Origin of the sequence: Roseinatronobacter alkalisoli, from assembly GCF_028745735.1 — a bacterium.
GTDB classification, from domain to species: domain Bacteria; phylum Pseudomonadota; class Alphaproteobacteria; order Rhodobacterales; family Rhodobacteraceae; genus Roseinatronobacter; species Roseinatronobacter alkalisoli.
On the sequence record NZ_JAQZSM010000014.1, the window covers coordinates 47,195 to 72,718 of the forward strand.

A 25,524-nucleotide genomic window follows, 5' to 3' on the forward strand; every position below is an offset into this window, starting at 1 on the left:
ATTGCGCCATCATCGTATTTCTGAAAAGTGAAACTCACATGAACGCTAAATTGCCTGCGCCGAAACGGCTCTCAGCGTTGCTGGCTCTTACAACCATTTTCGCGCTGGCCATCACGGTGGGCACATTGTCATGGGTGGCGGTAAGGCTTGCATCAGACTTCAACGCGCAAGCGCGTCAGGATGCCTTCCAGCGGGTGGAGCACGGCGTCGAATCCATTGTCGCGCGACTGAAAGCCAACAGTATCGACTATTCCAACTGGACGGAGCATTATCATGCCTTGCAGCGGCAGGACATTGCATGGCTGGATGAGAATGTCGGCGCTGGCGTTGATGGTGACGGCGTCGCGCAACTCATCATTCTGGGCGGTAGCCCGCTGGATGATCCGCTGCACTGGCTGGCCGCCGATATCAGGCCGCCCCCCGCGGCAGATTTCGCGCAAACGTTTGCATTTGCCCAATCCCTTGTCGCCGACGATGATCCTGCAACAAATGACTTTCCCATCACAGCGTTTCGCTGGATCGGCGACGAACTCTGGCTGCTCAGCGTTGATATTGTCATGCCACATACATCCGTGCCGGATGCTGTTCTTCCGTCATCGCATCTTGTGTTCGGTATAGCTGTCCCGCACCAGCTTTCGCGCCATATGGCAGACACGCTACTGCTCTCGGATGTCCGTGTTCAGTCTGTCCCCGACGAAGCGCGGGCAAGTTATAACCTCAATGTGGCAGGTGACAATCCGGCTTGGATAGTATGGTCACTGCCCGATCCCGGCACCCGTGCAATTATTTCCGCCATCCCGCCGATCGCACTCGCGCTGGGTCTGTTGCTCGCGGTGCTTGGCGGCGGGGTCTTCGCCGTGCGCCGGCTAGCGACTGACCTTGAAGGCGCGCTTGTCACCGCTGAAGCCGCCAGCAAGGCAAAATCGGAGTTTCTGACCAATATGAGCCACGAAATCCGCACCCCGTTGAACGGCGTCATGGGCATGGCGGACCTTCTGGTAGACACCCGACTTGACGCCGCGCAGCAAGAGATGCTGGAAACGATCCGGCAGTCGGGTAAAAACCTGTTGTCCCTGATAAATGACATCCTTGATCTTGCCCGCGTGGAAGCCGGGAAAATGAAGCTGGTTTCCAGACCTTTCCGGCTGGCTGACGTTATTGAACACGCAGAGGCCCTGCACCGCCCGATCGCGCAGGCCAAAAGTGTCACCCTCCGGACCACGTATGGCGCAGGCTACGCGGATTACAGGTTAGGGGATGAGACGCGCGTACTGCAGATACTGCATAATGTTCTGGGGAATGCCGTGAAATTTACCGAAACGGGGCATATAACACTAAACGTCGATGCGGAAGATCCCGGTCATGTTGTCTTTCGTATCACGGATACCGGCATCGGAATGACGGAAGAACAGATTTCCCGCTTCTTTCTTGCGTTCGAACAAGCAGAAGCGGGCACCACCAGACGTTTCGGCGGCACAGGGCTTGGCATGTCGATCGTCAGATATCTGGTTGATGCCATGCAGGGGGATGTGACCGTTGCCAGCAGACTTGGGCTTGGCACAGAGATTATCATCCAGCTGGCCGTCCCGTTGATGTTCGGGGGCACGGCCCGGCAACCGCCAGAAATTTCGCCTGAAGATGGGGACAGCATCCTGCCCGGTCACCTGAAAAGCTGCCACCTGCTGGTTGCCGAAGACAATGCCACGAACCGCAAGATCCTCTCGCTTATGCTCACGAAGCTTGGCGTGCAGGCGGTCTTTGCCCAAAACGGTGCAGAAGCGTACCAACTGTGGCAGAATACTGATTTCGACCTGATCCTGATGGATATATCAATGCCGGTAATGGACGGCTTTGCCGCATTGCAAAATATGCAGCGCTATAGCGCAACAACAGGGCGTCCTGCACCCCGCGCAATAGCAGCAACCGCAAATGTCATGAAGGAACAGATGGAAAGCTATGCGAAAGCGGGGTTTATTGATGTATTGCCAAAACCAATCCAGCGCGTGACACTTGAAAAAGCGCTTCTGCGCCAGATCAAGTCTGTGAATACCCCGACTGTTGCCACAGCCGGGAACCACAACGCAGATGAGGATCGCCGCTACTGCATTCCCGAGTAGCTGCCAAACCGGTGTGCGTCGTCTTGCCAGCGCAATACCAGCGCCCTGAAAACACCGCGCACCAGGAAATGCAGGGGGCGCTTCACTGCGCCGGGTGTGGCCCGTCACACCGGCACCAGCCGCTCAATCCGCGCCTCCGGAAACAGGCGGAGTGTCTGCGCAATTGCATGCCGGTCCATCAGGCAAAATGCCGTGCTCAACCCATCGGCCAGCCATGCCTGTGGGGCGGTCACGCTTACAAGTGACCAATATGCGGGCGCCGGCAGGCCGGTTTTCGGGTTCAGGATATGACCTGCACGACCATGCCGGTCAAAGCTGATTCCCTGTGCCGAGGAACTGGCCAGCGCGGCATCCTGCAACGCCGCGCGCCGGGACAGGACATCCCGCCCTGCCCGCAGGCCAATCTGCCATGGCTTACCATCCGGGGCGTGCCCCAATGCCCTGAATTCGCCGGTATTGACCAGCACGTTCCCTAATCCCTGCGCGTGCAGAAGCGCTGTTACCTTGTCGGCGATATAACCCTGCGCGATCCCGTTCAGGCTAAGCGCAGTGCCATGTTCAATCCGGATTTCCGCAGGGTCAAGCTGCAACCGGTCGAACCCCACCATCGCCAACGCCGCAGCGCGTATGTCGGCATCGGGCAAATCCGCGCGCCCCGTTCCCGCAAAATGGCGGGCATATACGGTCCAGAGTGCCTGGATACTCGGATCAAAAAGCCCGCCGGTTGCACGGTACAATCGCGCGCAGTGGCTCAGGCATTCCAGCAGTTCGGGCGCAGGCGCTTTCAAGCGCCCTGTGGCATTCAGCCGTTCAATCGCCGATCCGGGGGTATGCAGGCTGAATATCCGTTCCAGTCGCGCGATCTCGTGGCGGGCTATCGCGACAATCCGGGGTGCATCCGGGTGGGTCAGCGTGATCGAAGCATCTGCCCCAAGCGCAACCCCGCGCCAGTGATGCAAATGCTGCGCCGCTGTGGCCGCAGGAATGCCCGCAAGCGCAACGGCAGTTATGGCCAGAAAACGGCGGCGGGTCAGGTTGTGCATGTTCACCCTTCCGGCCCGCGCGTCAGGGCGCGCAGGCGCTTATCTAAATCGCCGTCATCATGATCGATGCCGCTATCACCTTCGAATACGACCGGGGCCAGAACCAGATCATCCGCGATAGCATCACGGTGCAGGATGGCACCCCCATGTTGAGTGACAAAATCCTGCGCGGCGGTCAGCGTGGCAAAAGGCACCAGTTCAGGGGTTTCCATCCCGCCCGCCCTGTCGGACCCGGCCACGTAATGCGCGACATCTGCCAGTATCCAGTTATCTGCGCCGGGGTCTTCCCATGTGGCACCAGGCGCGCCCATATCCGACACATAAATCGCAGTTATCATATGGCTTTGCTCCGGCATCCGGTCATAGGCGATTGCGTCGCGCACCTGGCTGAAGAACAGCGGATAAGGCAGGCCATCCAGAAACACCTGTGCTTTGGGACCGGGATGTTCCAGCATTTCCATCTGGCAGAAATGACCCACTGCCTCGGCGGTCATGGTCACGGGGGCAGGCAGGACTGCTGTGCCATCCTCGCGGCAGCCCCCCAGCGCCAGCAGCGCCACAGATAAAAACAGCGCACGTTTCATGATGTCACCTTTCTGAAGGCCAGCACAGCCAAGCCAAGGCCCAGCAATGGCCACAAAAGGATTGAAGCCAGCGCATAAGCAGGTGGAATTGCATGCGCCGCTGCGCCAACCCCCGCAGCAGCCGCCGTCGCATCGGACGCAGAAAGGTTATAAAGCCGGAACGCATCCGCAGGATTGCCCACCAGCAACCACGGGAAGATTTCGGTGGTGAAGCGCCCGCCGTCATCGGTCACAACTGCCGCCAGCAAACCCAGATCATACAGGACAATCAGCACCAGCCAGATCGCGATGGCCAGCCCCGCCGCTGCACCGGGGCGGCGGGCAATCACGGAGATCGCATAGCCGATGGCAACAAAGGCCGCGCCCAGTATCAGCGATGTCCAGAACAGCCGCACCATGGCAGGGACACCCGCACTGGCACGCGGATCAGCCCAGATAGCGACCCCTGCCGCCAGCCCATAGCCAATCGCCACGGCCAGTGTCAGGGTAAGCATATGGGCGATGAAATTGCCCAGCAGGATTTCAACCCGCCCCAGCGGATAGGTCAGCATCAATGGCAGGGTGCCGCGTTCCACCTCGCCCGCGATGGCGTCGAAACTCATCAGCAGCGCCACCAACGGTACCAGATAAACCGCAAGGCTGGTCAGGCTGGCCACAGTCACCGACAACCGGTCCGCACCCAATATGCCCGTGGGGGCACTGCCCGCGCCTGTCAGCACCAGTGAAAACAGTGCCATCATGGCAACGGCAATGGCAACCCAGCGGTTGCGCAACGCAATACGGAACTCTGCTGCGGAAATCGCGAGTATGGCATTCATGGGCGCACCTGTTTGCTGAAATGGCTGTAAATATCCTCCAGACTGGGTGGGATTACCTCGACATCCTCGATCAGCGCACCAAGTGCGGTGACCTGTGTAAGGCGCGCCAGTTTCTGGTCTGGCGCAAAATTAAGGTTGACCGTCGCCCCATTGAACCGCGCCCCACCCAGGCTTTCGGCCACCATGTCCGCCGCACCGTCGCGCGCACGAACCTGCATCTGAATCGGCAAGGCCGCTTGCTGGCGCAGTTGGGCCAGCGACGCATTGGCGACCATCGCCCCCTGCGACAGGATCACGATACGGTCTGTCCGCGCCTCCACTTCGGTCAGGGCGTGGCTGGACAACAGGATTGACGCACCATCAGCCGCCAGCCCGTCCAGCGTGGCATAGAAATCGCGGCGCGACACCGGGTCCAGCCCCGATGTAGGTTCATCCAGCACCAGCAGGCGCGGCTTGCCGATCAGCGCCTGTGCCAGCCCCACGCGCTGGCGCATACCCTTGGAATAGGTGCCGATCCGGCGCGTCGCGGCATCAGCCAGACCCACGCGGTCCAGCAGGCCCATCGCGTCACGCGCCGCTTCGCCGCGCAGCCGCAGATAGGTGCGGATCTGCTCCAACCCGGTCAGCGCGGGATGGAAGGCCACGTTTTCCGGCAGATAGGCCACCTGACGCCGTGCCGCCCGGTCACCCGGGGCGGCGCCCAGCACCGTTGCCATGCCCCCGTCAAAGGGAATCAGCCCCAGCACGATTTTCATCAACGTGGATTTGCCCGCACCGTTATGGCCCAGCAGCGCAATCCGTTCACCGGGCGCAACTGTGAAGCTTACGTCGCGCAGCGCGCGCGTTACCCCGAATGTCTTAGTGAGACGTGAGAGGATCAAGTTCGGCATCGTCCAACCTTCCATATTGCCATGCGGGCCGGGCTTCGGCTTCCATCCGGGCAATGTCATCGGGAACCGCGATTTCAGGGGCACGCATCAGCGGAAAGCTGTCGCGCACGCCACCGGGCAGGGTCGCGGGAAATTGCGCTTGTGCAAAGCGGATCAACTGCACGGCGGGCGAGCCAAGCAGCAGTCCCGCAGCAGGTTGTGACCACAATATATGGTCCATCATGTCGTTGGGACGAAACTTCGCATCGGCAATCCCGTCGCCATCCAGATCAAAGCTGGCGTGATCCGACCAGTAGTTGCCGCGCGCGCCATGACTCCATTCCATATCGCGGGTACCTACGTATTTGACCTGCGTGCGGTTGCCTATGAAGGCGTTTCCAGTCAGTGCATTGCGTTCGGATCCTGCGGTGAAATGGATGCCGATATCGCAACCCTCAAACCTGTTGCCCACAAACACATTGCGATGGGCGTTGTAGATGAAAGTGCATTTTTCATGCGTGCCGCCCCGGATCAGGTTTCCGCTGACATCGGCGTTATTGGCGAAGTTCAGCATCAGCCCATGGCTTCGATCACGCAAGGACAGGTTGCCCCGCAACTGCGTCCGGTTCGAAAACATGATGGCATAACCCAGGTGATTGCCGATCGAGGCATTGCCCGAAACCTCGCTCATGTTGGTATGCATGAAATGCACAGCAAAGCGCAGGTCGCGCAGAATGTTGTCACGAAAGATATTCTCGCGCGAGGCATTGGCGAATATCCCGTCACGCCCGAACCGGATATCATTCCCTTCGACCAGTGTTCCGGGCGCGTTCCAGACATAAATTCCGTTGCCACGGTCATTCATGCGCTGGTCCTGCCGCCCAATGATCATGTTGCCACGCACGACACTGTCAGTGGCACCAAAGACATGCACGCCAACAAGGTTTTCAATCATCAGGTTGTTTTCAATCAGCGCGCGTTCGGCGCTGCGGTCCAGTTTCACGGCAGAATCCACCACCGGGTGGGCGTTGCCGGAACCCACCAGTGTCAGCCCGCGCACCACCACATCCGGACCGGTAACGCGGATCACATCGCCCTGTCCGTTCCCATCAATGGTGGCCGCATTCCGCCCGTCCAGTGTTATGGCAAACGGCAGGGTCACCGGGCCGTCATGACGGCCCGGCGCAAGGATAAGCACATCACCGGGGCTGGCCCCGGAAATCGCAGCGGCCAGCGCCCCCGATTCCGCAGGCACAATGCGTTCCCCCGCCCCGGCAAAGACCGGGGCAAAGGCAATCAGAAGCGCCGCAAACAGACACCGCAGGCCGACCATCTTATGCGTCCTTCGGTTCGACAAACATGCGCCCGCGCATTTCCATATGCAGTGCATGACAGAACCATTGGCAGTAATACCAATAGACACCCGGTTTAGCGGCCACAAAAGTGGCCGACGCGGTCTGATTGGGGCTAAGTTCGAACGCCACACCGTGATCGCCCATGGTGAACCCGTGCGCCAGGTCTTCGATGTCATCAAGGTTGGTGATGATCACCGTCACCTCGTCACCTTCTTTCACTGTAAAACTCTCAAGCGAGAAGTTGGGCGCTGCGGACGACATATAAACGCGCACCTTGTTGCCATCGCGCACGACGGTTTCCATCCAGTCGTCGATATCAACACCATCGGCTTCGGCCTGTGCGCGTGTTTCGGCCCAGGTCGGGTCGTTGCGGTCATAGTAGTGCAACGGATTGACGATATCGCTGCGCACGATGATGGAATCATGTGGCTCTGCGAATATCGGCCCGTCATGGACAAGCCGCAGGTTGTCCCCCTCGATGACGAACAACTGCTCGTTCTCGGGCTTTAACGGGCCGACATTCAGGAAACGGTCCTTCGAGAACTTGTTCATCGACACAAACCATTTACCATCGGCTTCCAGCGTTTCACCCATCGAGGTCGAATTGTGACCGGGCTGGTAATGCACATCCACCTTGGTGATGATCGGGTCCACATCCGCGCCATTATAAAGCGCGATGGCACGTTCGATGTTCCACTTCACAATCTGGCTGTCCAGAAACAGCGTGGTGAAGGCATTGCCCTGACCATCGAAAGCGGTGTGAAGCGGACCAAGGCCCAGTTCCGGCTCGGCCACCAAAACGGTTGCGCGCGCATCAAGGCTGTCATCCTCGAACAGCAGGTCGAATTTGCTGACATCAAGCACTGAGACCGTAGGCGACAGCTTGCCCGCGACGCAAAGATGCTTCTTGTCCGGCGCCATGTTGATACCATGCGGGTTGTTCGGAATAGGTACGTAGCGGGTATAATCCTTATTCTGCCCCTTGCGCCCGTCGACGACCTTGACGCCCTGCATCTCGATATAGTCGCCTTCTTCAATCGCGCGTTCGATCGCACGGATGTTGAAAATAACCACATGGTCCATTTCAGCGGCCGTCATATCCGGCAGGGTCATCCCCATTTCCGAATTGTAGCTGGTGGAGAAGGCCCATTTCCCCTCATAATCGGCATCCGTATTATCGAGGTTGCCAGAGACCATCACCTGCCAGGCGACTTCCATCGTGTCGCCATCCAGCGCGGTGAAGAAATTCACATATTGTGACGGATCGTCCAGAATCCTACCGTCATTCACCATCGGCCCTTCATCTTCGCCATTGGCGAAAACATAGCCGGTGCGCGGGTATTTCTGCGGGCGCAGGCCGTGGATTGCCTTGGCATTGGGGATTTCAGTGATCTTGTCGCATTTCATGATGTCACAGCGCACCCGCGCAACGCGGGTATTCGCCTTGTCATTCATGAACAGGAAGCGCCCGTCATAGGTGCCCTCGGTAAAGGACATATGGACATGGTGCAGATCGCCATTGTCATGCACTTTCTTGCCATTGGCTTCAAGATAGGCCTTCGTCCGGGGCAGCATACGTTCCTGATGAATGCGGATCGATTCATTGGTCTGTCCCCAGCCGGTGGCAGAACAGCGGTTGAACACCGGCACGCGCATCAATTCGCGCATGGACGGGACGCCAAGGACACGCATTTCGCCGGACTGGCCAGAGGACCAGAAACCGTAATATTCATCCAGCTGGCCGGGGCCGACCTGATAATCGGCGGCGGCCTGCGCGCCCTTGGTTGCGGCAATCGTGCCGACGGCAGCAGCGCCGCCCATCAGGCCCAGACGGGCCGCACCGCCACCAATGCCGGCACCCATCAATGCCGCACCGCCCGCGGTTGCACCCAGCAATCCACGGCGGCTGATGCCGGGTTTTCTGGTTTGTTCAGACATGAGATATCTCCTTCTTCAGGTTGGGGTGGTTCACGCGGGCAGGATCGGTCGCCTTTGGCGGGATGCCGGTCTTGGCCGCCTCCCGCCGTTTCAGCGTGCGGATCACGACCGGGCATCTGGTTTCCGACTGATAGAGCACCTGACAATTCATGCAGTTCAGGCACTCATTCGGGTTGATTTCACCTGTCGGGTGAATGGCTTGCACGAAGCAATCATTCGCACAGGTCTGGCAGGGGTTGCCGCATTCCTTGTAGCGTTTCAGCCAGTCGAACATGCGGATGCGCGCCGGGATCGCCAGCGCCGCGCCCAGCGGGCACAGATAGCGGCAATAAAAGCGCTCTATGAACAGCCCGATGCCAAGCAGCACCAGCGCAAAAGTCACGAACGGCCAGGCGCGGTCGAATTTCAGCACGATTGCGGTCTTGAACGGTTCGATTTCGTTCAACTGGCTGGCAAAAGGCGCGGACGCGAGCGTGGCCGCAAAAAGCGTCAGGAAAATAATGTACTTGACCGGCCAGAGCCGCTCATGCAGTCCCCAAGGCAGGGTGAATTGCCGCACTTTCAGCGCGCGCGCGATTTGGTTGGTCAACTCCTGCAGCGCCCCGAACGGACACAGCCAGCCACAATAGGCCCCCCGTCCCCAGAAAATCAGCGCCGCCGCCACCGCCCACCACAGAATAAAGGTCAGCGGGTCCAGCATGAAGGCCTGCCAGCTGAACCCTTCCCGTAGGGATGCCACCAGCGCCAGAATATTGACCACAGACAATTGCGCCGCCGCATACCAGCCCAGAAAGACCAACGTGAAAGACAAAAAGCCCATGCGAAACCAGTATGTCGCGCGCGCCGAACGGGTCAGGTACATCTGGAAGAAGAACGCCGCAGTCAGAATGCCAAGCATCAGCACCAGCCCGGCGATTTCCCCGCGACGATCACGCCAGATACGCTCTATCAGTGCCTGCTGTGCGGCCAGTTCGGAACCGGGGTCATGCAAGCCGGCCTGCGCCACAACCGGGGCCGCGATTTCGCGCAGATAGGGGCGCGGCATCTGAAAGCCCAGGTCAAAGGTGGTAAACACCCGCTCCAGCGCGGCGACATCCCGGCTTACCAGCAATTGCAGCCGCCATGGTGCGGTCGGGTCAAACCCGTATTCGGCGGGAACGCGGAACAGGTCCAGCTCGTCGAAAGTTGGTGCGCCCGCAACATCCAGTACCCGCAGCCGCCGGTTGTCGCGGTCGCGGAATCGGATCGACTGCTCGCCCTGAATAAGCACGATCCGGTCGAATACCCCGCCGCGCACATAGCCTGACCCCTTGAAAGAATAGATTCCGCGCCCGCCGATCAGCAACGCATGATCACCATCTTCCAGCCAGCTTTCCAGATTGGCGAATTCACGATCACCAATCAGCTTGCGGCCAATCGTCGGCACGCTGGCAACAGTGGTATACATGTCGATGAAGCGCGCATCATCAGGTTCGGTCAGGGGGCGACGTGATGCACGCGGGTCTTGCATGGCGACAAAGGCTGCGTTGACTTGCCCGATATCCAGCGACATGCGCCGTACGGTTCCATCGCCGACAAGCGTGAACCAGTCATCCGCCGCCTGTGCATCGGGGTTCAGTACAAAGCGCGGGCCAGCAGGCCCTTCGCGGGGGGCAAGCCCCCCCAACCCCAGACTGCGCGCCACGCGGATACCCGAACGCACGATCGAATCATCGATGACCATGATGGTTACCGTGACGCCAGAAATGATGTTGAGTTCCTGAATATCGCCACCAGCCCTGGCCGCAGCGGCCAGATCCAGCCCGATATGACCTTGCATCAGATCATGAATACGCGCTTCCGGGATGCCGATCAGAACGATCGGTTCGGAATGTGCCACCATCTTCAGCCCGATGATGCGCGCATCATCGTCAATGGCGACCAACGTGTGGATGGGCTTGCCGGAATATCCAGTGGTTCCGACAAAATCCGAGGTGATGAAAACCCAGCCGATTCGCACCCCTCCGTGCAACAATGGGGCTGCGGGGATGTCGTCGCGCATCGGGCCAAAACCGGTTGCGCCCTCGACCAGTGATTGCGGGGCAATATCGGTCAGAAAGCGTGGCAGATGCGTGGTCTGCGCTGCGGCTGGTATCGCGCTCAGCAGCACGCTCAGGGCAAGCAGCACGGATATAAAAGGGGTGATACGACAGATCATGGGCGCAATTTATCAAGGATATTTCATTTGACCTTGATCAGGATCAAATAAAATACCCCTTTGTCTGAAAACTTCTGTTTAATATACGTTGGAATAAATCCCACTGAACCGTGTCTGGACCGCGCATGCAGCTTTCCAAATTTACCGACTATGCGCTGCGGGTACTGCTTCTGGCCGCCAGCAACACTGATCGCAACACCACGATCCGCGAAGCAGCGGCGCATTATGACATCTCACATGCACATCTGAAAAAGGTCGTGCTGCATTTGTCACGGCATGGCTATCTGGCAGCAGAACGTGGGCACGGCGGCGGGTTCCGACTCGGCATGCCGGCAGAACAGATCAATCTCGGCGTGTTGATCCGCTCCACCGAAACAGATTTCGCGCTGGTCGAATGTTTCACGCCGGAATCGCAATGCTGCATCCAGCCGGATTGCCATTTGCCCCGCATTCTCGCAGAGGCCCTTGGCGCCTTCTTGGATGTGATGGACCGCTATTCCCTTAAAGATATTGTTTTGCGTCCGGGCGCGTTCCCTTTGCCACTATAGCGCCTGCCTTATTGCCGCGCCATATCCGCCACCCGCGCGTCCGGGGGTGTCGGCCATGCGATATCGGCAAGGGTGCGCTGGTCCAGATGCGCCAGAAACGCTGCTTCGGCCCCGGCCAGTTCACCACGCAGGCGGCAGCCGGGCAGAAGCGTACATCTGGCCTTGCCGGGCGCAAAACATTCGACCAATGCCTGCCCGTCTTCAAGCGCGCGCACGATCTGGCCAAGTGTGATTTGCGCAGGATCCCGCGCCAGCTTCGCGCCGCCCCCGCCGCCGCGCCGGGTTTCCACCAGCCCTGCCACGGCCAGTTGCTGTATGATCTTGGCCAGATGGTGGCGGGAGAGGGCGAATTCTTCGGCCAGTTCCGCGGTCGAGAAACTGCGCGTCGGCGCGCCAGCCATGCACATCAGCGCACGAAACCCGTAATCGGTGAAAGAGGTCAGGCGCATGATTTCCGACTGTTTTGCTTGAATTGGTATTTACGATACCTATTCGTAAGCGTATGGTCAAGCCAACCAGTTGATGAAGGACGCACGCCCATGACGACCACTGCCAGCCAGACCCGCAGTTGGAACGGCCCTGCCCTGTTCAGCTATGGGTTCCGCCCGTTTTTTCTGTTCTCGGGCCTTTGGGCTGCGTTTGCGATGGGGTTCTGGCTGGTGCTGCTGGCCGGGCACAACCCCTTGCCCATCGCCTTCCCGCCCATGGACTGGCATGTTCATGCATTTGTCTTCGGCTATCTGTCCGCTGTAGTCGCAGGATTTCTGCTGACAGCGGTGCCGAACTGGACAGGCCGTCTGCCCGTGGTGGGCTGGCCGCTGGCGGGCATGACCGGGTTATGGGTGCTGGGGCGGCTGGCCGTGCTGATCGGCGGGGACTGGCCATCATGGGCGGTCGCGCTGGCGGATCTGGCCCTGCCCGCGGCATTGATCGGCTTTCTGACCCGAGAGATTATCCGCGGACGGAACTGGCGTAACCTGCCGGTACTGGCGCTGATGACGCTTTTTGCAGTCGCAAACGGGCTGTTTCATCTGGAAGCCGCGCATGGCCCCACAACAGACGGGTATGGCCTGCGGCTGGGGCTTGCGGCGGTGCTGATGCTGATTGCCCTGATCGGGGGACGTATCGTGCCAAGCTTCACACGCAACTGGCTGGCCAAACGGCAAGCCACAGGGCTGCCGGTGGCGTTCAACCGCGCTGACGGCGGCGTGATGGTAGTGACGGGCGTGGCACTGCTTGCCTTCGTGATCACCCCATATGGCATACCAACAGCAATATTGTGCGTCGCGGCAGGAGTTGCGAATTTCTGGCGCATGACCCGCTGGCAGGGACTACTGACCGGGCCAGAACCGCTGGTATGGGTACTGCATGCGGCCTATGCATTACTGGCATTGGGGTTTGTGACCGTGGGGGCCGCAGCGATTGATCTGATGCCCCAGTCCGGCGCACGGCATGTCTGGCTGGCAGGGGCCATCGGGTTGATGACCCTTGCGGTGATGTCTCGCGCCAGCCTTGGCCATGCGGGCCTGCCGCTGACGGCCAGCCGCGCGGTGGCTGCCCTTTATCTGGCGCTGATCGGCGCCACTTTCGCGCGCCTGGCAGCAGGTATCTGGCCGGGAGAGGTCTGGCTTCTGCACTTGTCGGCAACCCTGTGGATTGTGGCTTTCGGGGGGTTCTCATTTATCTACTGGCCTGTCCTGACCCGTCCGAAACGCGCCCCCAAACCCACCAGCATCGCGCGCCCTGCATGAGCGGCTGGGGCACATATGCCGCCGCATGGGCACTGTTCGTGTTCACACATGCGGTGCCGGTGCGCCCCCCTGTCAAACCCTGGCTGGTGGCGCGGCTGGGCAAAGCGGGTTATGGGATCATCTATTCGGCATTGTCACTGGCGGTGCTGGCGTGGCTTTTCGTCGCAGCCGCACGCGCGCCACATGTGGTTTTGTGGTCCATGCCGACAGGTGCGCACTGGATCGTACTGACCGCGATGCTGCTGGCCATGCTGCTGCTTGCACTGACATTGGGGCGGCCCAACCCGTTTTCCTTTGGCGGCGCAGGAAACGCGGATTTCATACCTGAGCAACCCGAAGTCATCCGCCTGACGCGCCATCCTGTGCTTGTCGCGTTGGGCCTGTGGGCCGGGGCGCATGCGGTCGTCAATGGCACGCTTGCGCATGCGCTGATGTTCGGCGGGTTCACCGCCTTCGCCATTCTTGGGACTGTGCTGATTGATCGGCGCAAACGGCGCATGATGGGTGTGCATGTGTGGCAGGATTTGCGCGAACGCACACGTGGCGCGCGGTTAACATTACCACCCAAGGCGGGGCTGCGCGTAACACTTGGCCTTGGCGCTCTTGTCGGTGTGATTGCAGGTCATCAATGGCTTTCGGGCGTGATCATCTGGCCACGCTTCCTGCCATAGCGCATGCTGCGCAAATCCGGGAACCGGTTTGCTGCGTCCAAGGCATGCGAAATAGCAGGTCAGCGCCGACTGCGCGCGTATACATGACCCCGCAGAACAAAGGGCGCGGTCCGGTGCGCGCCCTTTCGGCGACAAAAGGCTACAATCACCCTCAAACGGGCGATTATACTCAGAACAGAGCACCCGCTAACCGGAAACCGGCCGAAAGGCCTCGCAACGGGCAGTGTCAGTTTCGATCCGCGCCCCACCGATCAGGTCCAGACAATAGGGCACGGCGGCAAACACCGCGTTCAGACAGGTCGCGATTGCAGCGGGCTTACCGGGCAAGGTGATGAACAGCGTTTGCCCGCGCACGCCAGCGCTTTGCCGCGACAGGATCGCTGTCGGCACTTCCAGAAGCGAGGCGCGGCGCATTTCCTCGCCAAAACCCGGCAGGTCAAAATCGATGACATCGGCCAACGCTTCGGGCGTGCGGTCGCGGGGTGCAGGGCCGGTTCCGCCGGTCACCAGCACCAGATCAGCGCCATCTTCCGCCAAGGCGCGCAGGGCATCTGCCACCGCATCGCGCCCGTCCGGTACAATCCGGCGGGTAATGTCCATGGCCGACGTGATCGTGTTGCGCAACCAGACCTCCGCTGCGGGGCCACCCAGATCGGCATATTCCCCCCGCGCGGCACGGTCAGACACTGTCAGGATGGCAATCCGCGCACATTCAGGCGGCATGACACAGACCGGCGCGCAAACACCAATCAAGTACGCTCCGCAGATCTTCGGGCAGCGCTTCGGCCAATCCCCCGGCAAAATCTTCAAACATGGGCAGGTTCAGCTTGTTTACGCCAACCAGAACAGGCAGCCCAAGGCAAAGCGCCTCGCCAATGACAGGCGCAAAGCCACCGCCTCCGGTCTCGGTCTTGCCGAATTTATTGACAATCAGAAGGTCAGCACCCGACAGCGCAGCGCCGGTTGCGACTGTGGCCTGTGCCAATACACTTGTATCCAGCGTACACCCCCGCGCCAGCGCCCCCCGATCTTCGCTGATGCGCAGTACCTCACCTGTCGACAAAAGCTGCAGATCCATATCGCATTTGCGCCGGTCTGCACGGTCGGTATTAGTCTGGACCGTACCACAAAGACGCAATCGCCCGCTCAGGCCTTTCGCGACATCCGCCAGGAACAGATCATTCGCTCCACGGCCTTGCAGGCTGATATATCCAAGTTGCATTGCGCATGTCCTTTTGTCGGCGGTCATGCACAAAACTAGGCGCGGATTGGGCCATCTGCCTTGACATGTATCAAACACTGCACAGCATATCGGATATTTTTGTATATTTTAGGAAGACGTTTGATCTCAATCAACGATCAATAGTTGATTATTATCAATTATGGCGCGGTCATCCAATGAAAGTATCGCACATGACAATGATCGACTATTCCATCCGCACCGGGGATATTGCTGCGACCCTTCCCGGTCTTGCACAACTTCTGCGCGGTCTGGGCGTGACGCATTGCTTCGGTGAAGCACGGCCACTATCCGAACTGCTGCCGGAACTGGGTCTGGCCGCAGCGGAGTTGGAAACCAGAAGCGCCGCGCTGGTTGCCAATGCAGCAAAGGATGTGCCGCAGGCAACAGGCACAATGATCGACTATATTCTGCGCCGCTATCATGACACCCACAGACGCGACCTGGCTGAACTGATCCTGCTGGCCGACAAGGTGGAAAATGTCCATGCGGATGATCCCGGCGCGCCAGCGGGGCTGGCCACCTGTCTGGCCAGGATAGAAGCGGAGCTGGAATCCCATATGGAAAAGGAGGAACAGATCCTGTTTCCAATGATGAAATCCGGCGGGCACCCGATGATCGCCCAACCGATTGCCGCGATGATGGCCGAGCATGACAGCCATGCCAGCCAGCTTGCCCGGCTGGAGGCGCTGACAAATGCCTTCACCGCGCCGCCTGATGCATGCGGATCATGGCAGGCGCTTTACAATGGGCTGGAAAGGCTGACTGCGGATCTGGTAGCCCATATGCATCTGGAAAACACCGTATTGTTTCCGCGGTTCCTGTAACAAAAGGCCCCGGCCATAACAGCCGGGGCAAGTTTCAGATCGCACAAGGATTCCAATGCGGCCTGAAGGGACTTCTTATGCAGGGGCCGCGCGCCCACGCCAGCTTGCACCTGCCTGACCACGCCCGAACCCGTCGCAAAGCTGCATCTGCGGATGCGCGGCACGAAGATTGTCCGCCAATCTGTCGGCGCAAATCTCATCCGCCAGAAGCCGCGCATAATCCGCGCAGATCGCCGCGAACCCCACCGACTGCGGCTGCAACCGCAAGGCGGCCACCCCCATTTCCCGCAACTGCCCAACATGATCGGCCATGCAGGCATAGGCCTGACTAAGGGTTTGCACGCCATTCACAACCAGAAAGCGCTGCCCGTCCAGCGTGTCCACATCGCGGCCATCCGGGTCTGTATCACAGACGAACTGACAGGAATCCTTGGCGCGGTCATGCAGGCGCGCATGATAACACCGCCCCGAAATTGCCAGTGGCAACCGCCCGTGTCCCCAGACTTCCAGCGCGACGCCTTCGCCCTGCGCAATATTGGCAAGGATGGCCACTGATCTCATCGGCAATTCTGGCGGCAGGCAAACGCGCGTGGCCCCGCGCCGTACCAGCCAGCGCAATGTGCTTTCATTATAGACATTGACCATCGGCCCGACCCAGAAGGGCACACCCGGCGCGATATGGTGCAGCGCTGAAAGATCATTCACCTCGACCGGGAGGCCAAGCCCCGGCAACTCCGCCATCTGTTTGCGTTCGCGCTTCAGGGTGATCAGCGCAAGCGAGGTCAGCGCAACCTGTTTGCCCCCCGCCTGCAGATTATCTATCGCCTGCGGGATTTCGCCCTGCCAGAAGGGCAGCCGCTTGGAACAGACCAGTTCCCCCAATACCACCCGCGCGACCGGTGCACATGCCAGCGTGCTGTAGAAGCTGCGCACAGTATCGGCATTCCAGAAAAACGGGTTCGGCGCGACTGTCAGGTCCATCGCATCACCTCCATGTCTTGGCATAGGCGCCAGTGGTTGCGGCCTGCCCTTCCGATAATCGTGCCAGTGCCAACGCAGGCGGCGCACGCCCCGCGTCCAGCGCGTCGGTCACAGCACGAAAGGCCCGCACAATCTGCGCGACATAAGCCCGCGAGCGTTGCCGCCCTTCGATCTTAAGCGCCGTAACGCCAGCATTTACCAGCCTTGGCACAAGCGCCGAGGCATCCAGACTAACCGCATCTTCGAACACATGCCCGGTCTTGTCCTCAGATGTGAAGCAACCCTTGCATAGCGTCGGATAAGGGGCGGCCGCCCCTTTGTGGGTGCGATGAATGGTGAACCCCCCGAGGCGTGCAACACTGTCGCCACCCTCTTGCGAGTAATCCACATGTTCGGGTGGTGAACAGACGCCATTCATGTTGGGTGACCGGCCCGTCGCATAGGATGACAGCGAACAGCGCCCCTCTGCCATGACGCAAAGGCCACCAAAGACGAACACTTCGGTTTCCACATCGATTTCGCGGTTGATCGCGGCGATTTCGTCAACACTCAGGACGCGCGGCAGAACCACACGCCGCACCCCGAAGGCGCTTGCGTAGAAATTGATTGCATCCGGGTTGGCCGCAGCCGCCTGCACGGACAAGTGGCGGCGCAGGTCCGGATGATGTTCTGCCGCATGGGCCAGAAGGCCGGGATCGGCCAGAATGACCGCATCCGCACCTGCGGCTTCGGCATCGGCGACGGCGGAACGCCACAGCCCCTCATTCCCTGCTGTCGGAAACGTGTTGATCGCCACCAGAACTTTGGCCCCGCGCGCATGGGCATAATCCACGGCACTGTCCAGTTCCGCACGCGAAAAATTCAGACCCGGAAAGTTGCGCGCATTGGTGTCATCGGCAAAACCGCAATAGACGCAATGCGCGCCCGCATCGACAGCGGCGCGCAATGCGGCGGGGGTACCCGCAGGGCAGACCAGTTCCATTAATACACCTCCTGGGCAGGGCGACGCAGGTGCAGGCCGGTCAGTCGCTCCAGCGGGGCAAGCGCCGCGCGCAAGGGGGCTGACAGCGCGGGCAAGGCGCTGGCGATTTCCGCACTCAGGTCAAGTTCGGCATCATCCAGCGCATTGCGCAGTGCCAGCACGGCAGATGTGTCGCCCTCGATCTGCAACGCGCCGGAAAAATACAGCGTATCCCCATCCTCTACCCCGTGCAGCATGGCAAGAAACGCCGCGAAAGTGCCCGCGATCCGCGCATCACCCGCAGGCGCAGCCCCGCGCCGAAAGGCACGCAATCCGGCACGGGCCGGATCAAGCTGCAGGATGAAAGGCAGATCAGTTATATCCAGCACGAAATGATGATTTTGATATTTATCAATTCTACGCAATATTTCTGGATGTGCGCGCAAAAGGGAACGCGCAAGCAGGTCAAGCGCTGCAGAAACTGGCCAAAGTGGTAAAATCTGCATTGGCACCGATAATATCACGGGAATGCGAAGGTCTTTTCCATCTCGTTGCATTGCGCCCTCTTGCTTATCCGGATCATGCGTCGCTCAACCGATATATCAGCCTATCATTCCATTAATTGATTTATATCAATCTATGCGGAATTTTAAGCTGCTATGTCACGCAAAACATCAAGGCTCCGACATGCGCCAACTTCCGCCCTTTGCTGATCTGCGTGCCTTTCTGACATGGCTGGAAGGGAGCGGCGATCTGCTGACGGTGCCCCAGCCTGTTGATCTGCGCCATGAGATGACGGCCCTGCAACTGGCCACCCTGCGCGCGAACGGTCCCGCACTGCGTTTTGAACAGGCTCATTCAAGCGGTGCTGTGGCAAAAATGCCTGTCATTGCCAACCTGTTTGGTACGCGGGCGCGGGTGGCCGCTGGGCTGGGTATTGTGCTTGCTGACCTGCCCCGGCTTGGCGAAGCCCTTGCCGCGTTGCGCACCCCTGCCCCGGTTGATGGGCTGCGCGATGCGCTGTCGCGCTGGCCGATGCTGCGCGCGGCGCTTAGCGCGCGCCCGCAGATTGTGAACCGTGCAGCCGTGCAACAAGGCAGTGATATTGCCGATTTGACACAGATCCCCGTCCAGACACCCTGGCCAATGGATGCAGGTCCGCTGATTACCTGGCCGGTGGTCATCACCCGTCCGCACGGATCAGCGCCTGCACAGACCGCCCGCTACAATCTGGGGGTTTACCGTGCGCAGGTGCTGGGACCGGACCGGCTGATACTGCGCTGGCTGGCCCATCGTGGCGGTGCAGCCCATGCGCGCACATGGGCGCAGGCACACGAACCCATGCCTGTCGCGATCGCGCTGGGGTCAGACCCGGCAACGCTGCTGTCAGCCGCCCTGCCCTTGCCCGAAACCGTGTCGGAGCTGGGCTTTTCCGGCGTGTTGCGCGGTGTGCGCACCACGCTTGTCGCCGCGAAAACCGTGCCGCTGCTGGTGCCCGCGCAGGCTGAAATCATACTGGAAGGCTGGGTTCACCCCGGCGACACGGCCCCTGAAGGGCCATTTGGCGATCATACTGGCTATTACAACGCGGTTGAACAATTCCCGGTCATGCGCGTTTCGGCCATCACCCACCGGCGCGATCCACTGTACCTGACCACCGTGACAGGCCGCCCGCCCGATGAACCGTCCGTCATTGGCGAAGTCTTCAACGATCTGGCCCTGCCCGTGATCCGCGCACAAATTCCCGAAATCCGCGATCTGTGGTTGCCGCCTGCAGGCTGTTCCTACCGCATTGCGGTGGTGCAGATCGACAAGCGCTATCCCGGTCAGGCGCGGCGCGTGATGATGGCGCTTTGGGGAATGTTGCCGCAATTCAGCTACACCAAACTGGTGATCGTGGTTGATACAGATATCGATCCGCGAAACTGGGACGATATCGCATGGGCGCTGTCCACCCGCATGGATGCTGGCCGCGACCTGATGGTGCTGGAACGGACACCGATGGATTACCTTGATTTCGCCGCGCCGCTTGAAGGGCTGGCGGGCAAACTGGGCGTGGATGCCACCACCAAGATCGGTGCGGAAACAACGCGCGACTGGGGGCAGGTAATGGCCCTTGATCCAGCGCATGAGGCCCGCGCGATGGAATTTGTCACAAAGTTTCTTAAGAAAGGTACAGGATGAACACACGCGTTGTTCTGGGTGTTTCCGGTGCATCCGGCGCTGCCCTGGCGCTGGATTGCGCACGATTGCTGGCGCGTATGGCGATTGCGGTCGATCTCGTCTTGACCCGTATGGGGTGCCATACCTGCGCGCTGGAACTGGGGGCAGATGCGACAGCGGAACTCAAAATGCTGGCTGCCCGAATTCATGATGGTGCAGATATGGCCGCAACCATCGCCTCGGGCAGTTGTCCGGTGGCGGGAATGATCGTTGCCCCCTGTTCCATGCGCAGCCTTGCCGCGATTGCCAGCGGGCTGGATGACACGCTGCTGACACGTGCCGCCGGCGTCCAGTTGAAGGAACGCCGCCCCCTTGTGCTGCTGGCGCGCGAAGCGCCGCTGACACTAGCCCATCTGCGCAACATGACAGCGGTCACCGAAATGAGCGGAATCATCCTGCCACCAGTCCCGGCCTTCTATCTGAAACCTGACAATATGCAGGCCATGACCGCCCAGATTGCAGCCCGCGCGGTGGATCTTTTGCGCCTTACCGTGGCGCAGGCCGATGCCTGGCCGGGCTGAGGCATACCGTGTCTTTTTTGGCCTCGCCGCGCTCTGGGCTGCGCTGTCCGTTCCGCTGTGGCACTGGGGCATAGCCGCCCATGTGACATTGCACTGGCATCTGTCCGAAATGGTGCTGGGGTTTGTTGCCGCGCTGATCGCGGGCTATGCACTCAGCGCATGCGCGGCATGGTCCGGCCGCGCCCCGCTGCGCGGGGGTGTCGTGCATGTCCTGGCGCTGATCTGGCTATGCGCACGTGCGGCAGCACTGGTTGCGCACCCGCTGTCCGAGTTGGTGGCGCGCGGTCTGAACGCAGCTGTATTTGCAATTATCGCGGGGCTTGTCCTGCGCGAATGGCAACACGGCGGGCGCAGCGCTGTCGTACCGCCGCTTGTCATTGTCGTCTGCCTGCTGCTGGCGGCAGCGGCGCTTTTCGTGCGGAACATGCCACCACGGATGGTGCTGGTGCCTGTCTGGCTGGTCATCGCCATAGGTTGCCGGATGCTGGCGGCCTTTCTGCAAGCGGTCGCGGATCGCGCGAGCATGCCACATTTTCAGCCACGCTGGCGGTTGCGCCATGCAGCACTGATCACGCTTGGCGCTGCGTTTCTGTTTTGGGACAATGGTCCGCCGATGATCGTATCTGCCCTGCTGTTGGGTACAGCGCTTTCACTTGCAGGGTTCATGGCATCCTTGCACCTGAGGCTTGTGCGCGGGGATACACTTTTGCTTATGATGTCCATCGCGTTAGGATTTATCCCAGCCGGGCTGATCATCCATGCGCTTGCATTTGCGGAATGGACGTGGAACTGGCTAGGCACCAGCGGCGCGTTCCATGTCATCGCGATTGGCGGGTTGGGCGGCATGGGCATTGCCGTGATGTCCCGCGCCAGCGCCCTGCGTTGCCCCGGTCACCTGAAGGCCCGGCGCTGCGCGGTTGCGGGATTTTTCTGCGTGGCGATGGCCGCCCTACTGCGGATGTCGGGCGCACTGGTTCCGGCACTGGCATGCTGGTCATTCGGCTGGTGCCTGGTTCTGGTGGCGCACATGCAGGCCTGCCGCCTGCCGGTGCCGCATCCTGTATTCAGCACGACCTCTGGCAGCGCGGACAGGCCACAATAGTCAGACAAGATTCAGACGTGAACGCACAGACAGCGTGGAACACAGGGACAGAAGGTCAGCAGCGCGGAGTCAACGGCTGTGACGGCCTGGAACGGATAGTCGCGCGTATAATGCCGCGCCAGCGGCGACCGGGCAGACGTTGAAGAAGCTTATTTTCTGCAGGCGGTATACGCCCAGGTTCAAAGGCTTGGCATGTCGCTGGCGCCTTCGGACACCCCTTTTCGCCCACACATCAATCAGCGCCAGCGTTTCAACCTGACAGGATCATGCCATGAAGCGGCAGAACCTCCACCAGATCGCCGCATGCCATCTGTTCTGCCTCTGACGGGATCATGACCAGCGCATCTGCGCGTGCCAGTTGCGCGATCTGCTGCGCGCCTGCGCCGTCCATGCAGGCCACCTGCAATACGCCCCGTGCATCGTGGCCAAGGATATGCGCCGGACGGTATTCGCAACGCCCCGGCTTATGCCGGACAGGTGCGGCAAGCGCGGCAAGCGTCTTGACTGGCCCGGTCGTGGTCAGTCCGGCCATGCGCCCCGCAAGAATCTGCCCCACCACATGCCATGTCACATAGGCCGCGACCGGGTTGCCCGGCAGGCCCAGCCATAATGCCCGGCCAAGCAGCCCGACCGACAGCGGCTTGCCGGGCTTCATGGCCAGTTTCATGACCGCAATCCGCCCCCCAAGCCGCGCGATCACGCGGGCCATATGATCCTCATCGCCCGTGGAAACCCCGCCTGTCGTGATCACGATATCAGCCTGTGTCGCCGCTTTGTCCACGGCAGCGCATAGCGCATCCACATCATCCGCGCAGGCGGGCAAGGCAATACGTGCAATCCATGCCCGGTCCAGCGCGGCGGCCAGCATGGCGTGATTTGAATCCCATATCTGGCCGGGCGCAAGCGATGCGCCGGGTGTGACAAGCTCACTGCCAGAACACAGAATCGCAACACGCAGACGGCGCGTCACGGGTACGTCACGAAGGCCCGCCGCTGCCAGCGCAGCGGCTTCGCGCGCACCGATGGTGCGGCCAGCGGCAAGCAAGCGCGCACCGATGGCAATCTCCTCGCCACAGCGGCGGATATGCTGACCCGGGCGCGGCGCAGTCGCGATTGAAATGGCCCCGCCCGAACGCATAACCTGTTCCTGCGCAATCACCGCATCCGCGCCATCCGGCACAGGCGCGCCGGTCAGTATGCGCTGCGCTTGCCCGCGCCTGATAACCCCCGGCCTGTCACCCGCGCGGGTCTGTCCCGCGACAGGCAGAACCCATGGCCCCGGGCCTGACAGGTCATCCAGACATAGGGCATAGCCATCCATCGCGGCATTATCGAACAACGGCAACGGGACCGGCGCTGCAATATCCTGCGCCAGAACCCGGCCCGTCGCAGCACCAGTTGGCAGCAAATCCACACCATGCAACCGCGGCGCCAGTTCCAGAGCACGCGCGATCGCCTGATCGACAGGAACAAGCCCCGGCGCGCTGTCACAGCCGCAAATAGTGGGGTCAGGGTGATGAAGCGGCTGGCGCAGGGTCATTCGGGGCCTCCGGGGAACAAAAGGTCAAGGCGGGCAAAGACGCGGGCGCAGGCGAAATCCGTTCCGCGCGGCTGCCGACGCCTTGCGCGCATCCCGGCCATCAGCGCTGATTTATCTGCATCGCTCAGCCGCAGCCGTGCAAGTGGCAGTAAAATAGCGTTTTCAACGATAAGATGGCGCCGTTCAGCCGCCGCCAGACGGTAGAGCGCATCGCGATCCCCGGGACCGGGCAAATCTCCACCGGCCATACATGCCAGAGCAGGAATCAGAAGCACGAAGGCGGCATGCGCAGCTTCATGTGTATGTGCCAGCCGCGATAATGTCTTGTCCAACCCATCCATGGGAAGCGCCCGCGCGCGCAATCGCGGGAACAACCCTCTTGCGTCATCCTCGAAATGCGCAGGCTGGTCCCGGCACAGATTCACCAGAATCCGGCGCGCAAGTTCCGGCCTTGGCCAGGTGGTAGCGGCCAGCAATTCCATATCAGTGCAAAGCCGGCGCTGGTTGAAATTCTCTTCATACATTACCTCAATAGGGCATTCGGTACCGCAGCATGGTGGCGGCGCCGCCCGCGCACCGCGGATTGTGCCAGCCTGACAGACCACTGGACTTTCAGTCGTTGGTGTCTTGTCGGGCATCGCCAACCCCCTTTCCTGCTCATGCGGCCTGCAGCCGCACGCCCTTCACTTCCGCTTTTGCAACAAGTCCCGCAGTGAATTCCGACGCGGCGCGTGCCCAGGCGGCTTTGGCATGGGCATCGCGCAGGCGCGGCAATACCACGTCAAACGGCAAGACATCGCCCCTTGCGCGCGCAGCAAGCCGGATCAGATGCAGACCAAAGCGGGTTTCGACCGGATGGCTGATCTGGCCCTCGCCCAACTGCTCCAGCGCGGCCTCGAATTCAGGTACTGTGTCGCCCTGCCCCAGCTGGCCCAGCAAGCCGCCATTGTCCTTAGATGAACAGGCGGAATGGATGCGCGCCAATTCGGCAAAGCGGCGAGGCTCTGTCCGCAACTCCGTCAACACACCTTCAGCATGGGCGCGCACGGTTTCCATATCGTCCTGGCGCGGGAACAGAATATGCGCGGCTTCATATAGCGATGGCGCGCGGAACCGGTCTGGCTGCGCATCATAGACAGCGCGCAGTCCGGCCTCATCAGCGGGGGCGGGCTGGATTGCCGCTTCGCTTAACTGGCGGATCAGCGCCTCATCTTCGGTTTCCACCTGCCCCGGCGATACCTCTGCCGGGTCAGGGGTCAGGCCGCGCGCGCGGGCCTCCTGCAGCATCAGTTCCCGGACAGCCAAAGCGCGCGCGGCAGCTTTCCAGGCCAGTCCCGGTTTTTCCTTTGGGGCCGGGTGGTTCTGTGCCTCGGCCGCAATGCGTTCAGCCGGGATTTCAACGCCGTTAACAAAAACAGGCGGCAGAAGCGGTTTCATGTCATTCTCCAAACTGAAAAGAAGGGCGCGCACGTATGAATGCGCGCTGACTCCGATTTACTTCGACGATTTCATGGGTTTGAGGCCGGTGCGCACAGGTTTCGCCCCATCGCGCGAGCGCACGATCTGATAGCCCGGCCGCCACAGAAAGCGGATCGGGACCGACAGCATGTGCACCAGACGGGTGAAGGGGAACAGCGCCACGATCACCATGCCAAGGAAAATGTGGAACTTGTACAGCCAATGCACATTCACCACTTCCTGCCACGCGTTGATCTGCAACCCCATGACCGATTGTGACCATGTCATGAACTGGATCATCTTGGACCCGTCCATATGGCCCAGCGTCAGAATGATGGTCCCCATGCCAACCACGATCTGCACCCACAGGATCGCCAGAATGCCGATATCGGCAAAGGTGGAATTGTTGCGGATGCGCGGGTCACTCAGCCGCCGGTGCAGCAGCATGGTGCAGCCAATGAACGCCGCCGTGCCGGCAGCGCCGCCGATGATCACGGCCATCCACTGTTTCAGCCCGTAGCTGATACCAAGCGCATCCAACAGCCAGATGGGCGTGAACAGGCCGATCAGATGGCCAAAAAACAGCACGATGATGCCCACATGGAACAGCACCGAACCCCAGATCAGTTGTTTGCGCCGCAGCAATTGGCTGGACGAGGATTTCCATGTGAAGGGGTCACGCTCATACCGCGCTATGGTCCCGATCAGCGCCACAGCCAGCACCGCATAGGGCAGGATGCCGAAGATCAGATAGTTGATATCGAAATTACCGAACATTTT

Annotated in this window: 25 protein-coding genes; 8 read left to right on the forward strand and 17 right to left on the reverse strand. The window is 60.6% G+C overall.

Annotated elements, in window-relative coordinates; all coding sequences use genetic code 11:
* Positions 1–38 precede the first annotated feature (38 nt).
* Positions 39–2,117: a hybrid sensor histidine kinase/response regulator gene (locus PUT78_RS14465; RefSeq protein ID WP_274352981.1), complete on the forward strand. Its 2,079-nt coding sequence runs from the start codon at positions 39–41 to the stop codon at positions 2,115–2,117.
* A 104-nt stretch (positions 2,118–2,221) separates the two neighbouring features.
* Here PUT78_RS14465 and PUT78_RS14470 read toward each other — a convergent pair whose 3' ends face one another.
* From PUT78_RS14470 to PUT78_RS14500, 7 genes are read right to left on the reverse strand one after another with little or no spacing between them, the layout of a single operon-like run.
* The gene (locus tag PUT78_RS14470; RefSeq protein WP_274352982.1) at positions 2,222–3,160 is read right to left on the reverse strand and encodes an FAD:protein FMN transferase; all 939 of its coding nucleotides are present in this window, start codon (positions 3,158–3,160) and stop codon (positions 2,222–2,224) included.
* 2 nt (positions 3,161–3,162) lie between these two features.
* Entirely contained in the window at positions 3,163–3,744 is a 582-nt protein-coding gene (locus tag PUT78_RS14475; RefSeq protein WP_274352983.1) for a nitrous oxide reductase accessory protein NosL, read from the reverse strand.
* Entirely contained in the window at positions 3,741–4,562 is an 822-nt protein-coding gene (locus PUT78_RS14480; protein WP_274352984.1) for an ABC transporter permease, read from the reverse strand. Before PUT78_RS14480 ends, PUT78_RS14475 begins: the two co-directional genes overlap by 4 nt.
* The gene (locus PUT78_RS14485; protein ID WP_274352985.1) at positions 4,559–5,452 is read right to left on the reverse strand and encodes an ABC transporter ATP-binding protein; all 894 of its coding nucleotides are present in this window, start codon (positions 5,450–5,452) and stop codon (positions 4,559–4,561) included. The genes PUT78_RS14480 and PUT78_RS14485 overlap by 4 nt, the downstream gene beginning before the upstream one ends.
* The gene (locus tag PUT78_RS14490; protein WP_274352986.1) at positions 5,421–6,764 is read right to left on the reverse strand and encodes a nitrous oxide reductase family maturation protein NosD; all 1,344 of its coding nucleotides are present in this window, start codon (positions 6,762–6,764) and stop codon (positions 5,421–5,423) included. The genes PUT78_RS14485 and PUT78_RS14490 overlap by 32 nt, the downstream gene beginning before the upstream one ends.
* 1 nt (position 6,765) lies before the next feature.
* The gene (nosZ, locus tag PUT78_RS14495; protein WP_274352987.1) at positions 6,766–8,724 is read right to left on the reverse strand and encodes a TAT-dependent nitrous-oxide reductase; all 1,959 of its coding nucleotides are present in this window, start codon (positions 8,722–8,724) and stop codon (positions 6,766–6,768) included.
* Entirely contained in the window at positions 8,717–10,921 is a 2,205-nt protein-coding gene (locus PUT78_RS14500) for a NosR/NirI family protein (protein WP_274352988.1), read from the reverse strand. Before PUT78_RS14500 ends, nosZ begins: the two co-directional genes overlap by 8 nt.
* Positions 10,922–11,046: 125 nt before the next feature.
* Between PUT78_RS14500 and PUT78_RS14505 the strand changes: the two genes are divergently transcribed.
* Positions 11,047–11,469, forward strand: a complete 423-nt coding sequence (locus PUT78_RS14505; RefSeq protein ID WP_274352989.1) for an RrF2 family transcriptional regulator — start codon at positions 11,047–11,049, stop codon at positions 11,467–11,469.
* 8 nt (positions 11,470–11,477) lie between these two features.
* Here the strand turns inward: PUT78_RS14505 and PUT78_RS14510 are convergent, their stop codons facing one another.
* Positions 11,478–11,918 (reverse strand): RrF2 family transcriptional regulator, encoded by a 441-nt coding sequence (locus PUT78_RS14510; RefSeq protein ID WP_274352990.1) that lies wholly within the window; start codon positions 11,916–11,918, stop codon positions 11,478–11,480.
* 90 nt (positions 11,919–12,008) lie between these two features.
* On the opposite strand from PUT78_RS14510, the gene PUT78_RS14515 reads away from it, so the two are divergent.
* Both PUT78_RS14515 and PUT78_RS14520 read left to right on the forward strand, forming a co-directional pair.
* Positions 12,009–13,220, forward strand: coding sequence for an NnrS family protein (locus PUT78_RS14515; RefSeq protein ID WP_274352991.1), 1,212 nt, complete (start codon positions 12,009–12,011; stop codon positions 13,218–13,220).
* Positions 13,217–13,891, forward strand: a complete 675-nt coding sequence (locus PUT78_RS14520) for an NnrU family protein (protein ID WP_274352992.1) — start codon at positions 13,217–13,219, stop codon at positions 13,889–13,891. The genes PUT78_RS14515 and PUT78_RS14520 overlap by 4 nt, the downstream gene beginning before the upstream one ends.
* A gap of 186 nt (positions 13,892–14,077) precedes the next feature.
* Here the strand turns inward: PUT78_RS14520 and mog are convergent, their stop codons facing one another.
* The gene (mog, locus tag PUT78_RS14525; RefSeq protein WP_274352993.1) at positions 14,078–14,614 is read right to left on the reverse strand and encodes a molybdopterin adenylyltransferase; all 537 of its coding nucleotides are present in this window, start codon (positions 14,612–14,614) and stop codon (positions 14,078–14,080) included.
* Complete coding sequence (locus PUT78_RS14530; protein ID WP_274352994.1) at positions 14,604–15,113, reverse strand: DUF2478 domain-containing protein; 510 nt, start codon at positions 15,111–15,113, stop codon at positions 14,604–14,606. The genes mog and PUT78_RS14530 overlap by 11 nt, the downstream gene beginning before the upstream one ends.
* A gap of 191 nt (positions 15,114–15,304) precedes the next feature.
* Between PUT78_RS14530 and PUT78_RS14535 the strand changes: the two genes are divergently transcribed.
* On the forward strand, positions 15,305–15,958 hold the full coding sequence (locus PUT78_RS14535) for a hemerythrin domain-containing protein (RefSeq protein WP_274352995.1): 654 nt from the start codon (positions 15,305–15,307) through the stop codon (positions 15,956–15,958).
* A gap of 75 nt (positions 15,959–16,033) precedes the next feature.
* On the opposite strand, the gene ubiV is transcribed toward PUT78_RS14535, so the two are convergent.
* From ubiV to ubiT, 3 genes are read right to left on the reverse strand one after another with little or no spacing between them, the layout of a single operon-like run.
* Positions 16,034–16,939 (reverse strand): ubiquinone anaerobic biosynthesis protein UbiV, encoded by a 906-nt coding sequence (gene ubiV / locus PUT78_RS14540; RefSeq protein WP_274352996.1) that lies wholly within the window; start codon positions 16,937–16,939, stop codon positions 16,034–16,036.
* Between the two features lie 4 nt (positions 16,940–16,943).
* Positions 16,944–17,921, reverse strand: a complete 978-nt coding sequence (gene ubiU, locus PUT78_RS14545; protein ID WP_274352997.1) for a ubiquinone anaerobic biosynthesis protein UbiU — start codon at positions 17,919–17,921, stop codon at positions 16,944–16,946.
* Positions 17,921–18,457 carry a ubiquinone anaerobic biosynthesis accessory factor UbiT gene (gene ubiT / locus PUT78_RS14550; RefSeq protein ID WP_337994687.1) on the reverse strand — a complete coding sequence of 179 codons (537 nt, stop codon included), beginning with the start codon at positions 18,455–18,457 and terminating at the stop codon, positions 17,921–17,923. Before ubiT ends, ubiU begins: the two co-directional genes overlap by 1 nt.
* A gap of 130 nt (positions 18,458–18,587) precedes the next feature.
* Between ubiT and PUT78_RS14555 the strand changes: the two genes are divergently transcribed.
* Genes PUT78_RS14555 through PUT78_RS14565 form a run of 3 tightly spaced genes read left to right on the forward strand, consistent with a single transcriptional unit; the run spans position 18,588 to position 21,746 of the window.
* Positions 18,588–20,084 (forward strand): UbiD family decarboxylase, encoded by a 1,497-nt coding sequence (locus tag PUT78_RS14555; protein ID WP_274352998.1) that lies wholly within the window; start codon positions 18,588–18,590, stop codon positions 20,082–20,084.
* Positions 20,081–20,644, forward strand: a complete 564-nt coding sequence (locus PUT78_RS14560) for a UbiX family flavin prenyltransferase (protein WP_274352999.1) — start codon at positions 20,081–20,083, stop codon at positions 20,642–20,644. Before PUT78_RS14555 ends, PUT78_RS14560 begins: the two co-directional genes overlap by 4 nt.
* Positions 20,628–21,746, forward strand: a complete 1,119-nt coding sequence (locus PUT78_RS14565) for an NnrS family protein (protein WP_274353000.1) — start codon at positions 20,628–20,630, stop codon at positions 21,744–21,746. Before PUT78_RS14560 ends, PUT78_RS14565 begins: the two co-directional genes overlap by 17 nt.
* A gap of 250 nt (positions 21,747–21,996) precedes the next feature.
* Here the strand turns inward: PUT78_RS14565 and PUT78_RS14570 are convergent, their stop codons facing one another.
* The 4 genes from PUT78_RS14570 to narI are packed head-to-tail and all read right to left on the reverse strand — an operon-like array spanning position 21,997 to position 25,521.
* Entirely contained in the window at positions 21,997–23,286 is a 1,290-nt protein-coding gene (locus PUT78_RS14570) for a molybdopterin molybdotransferase MoeA (protein WP_274353001.1), read from the reverse strand.
* Positions 23,283–23,924: a hemerythrin domain-containing protein gene (locus tag PUT78_RS14575; protein ID WP_274353002.1), complete on the reverse strand. Its 642-nt coding sequence runs from the start codon at positions 23,922–23,924 to the stop codon at positions 23,283–23,285. The genes PUT78_RS14570 and PUT78_RS14575 overlap by 4 nt, the downstream gene beginning before the upstream one ends.
* Before the next feature lie 19 nt (positions 23,925–23,943).
* Positions 23,944–24,723, reverse strand: coding sequence for a peptidylprolyl isomerase (locus PUT78_RS14580; RefSeq protein ID WP_274353003.1), 780 nt, complete (start codon positions 24,721–24,723; stop codon positions 23,944–23,946).
* 57 nt (positions 24,724–24,780) lie between these two features.
* Positions 24,781–25,521 (reverse strand): respiratory nitrate reductase subunit gamma, encoded by a 741-nt coding sequence (gene narI / locus PUT78_RS14585; RefSeq protein WP_274353004.1) that lies wholly within the window; start codon positions 25,519–25,521, stop codon positions 24,781–24,783.
* Positions 25,522–25,524 lie beyond the last annotated feature (3 nt).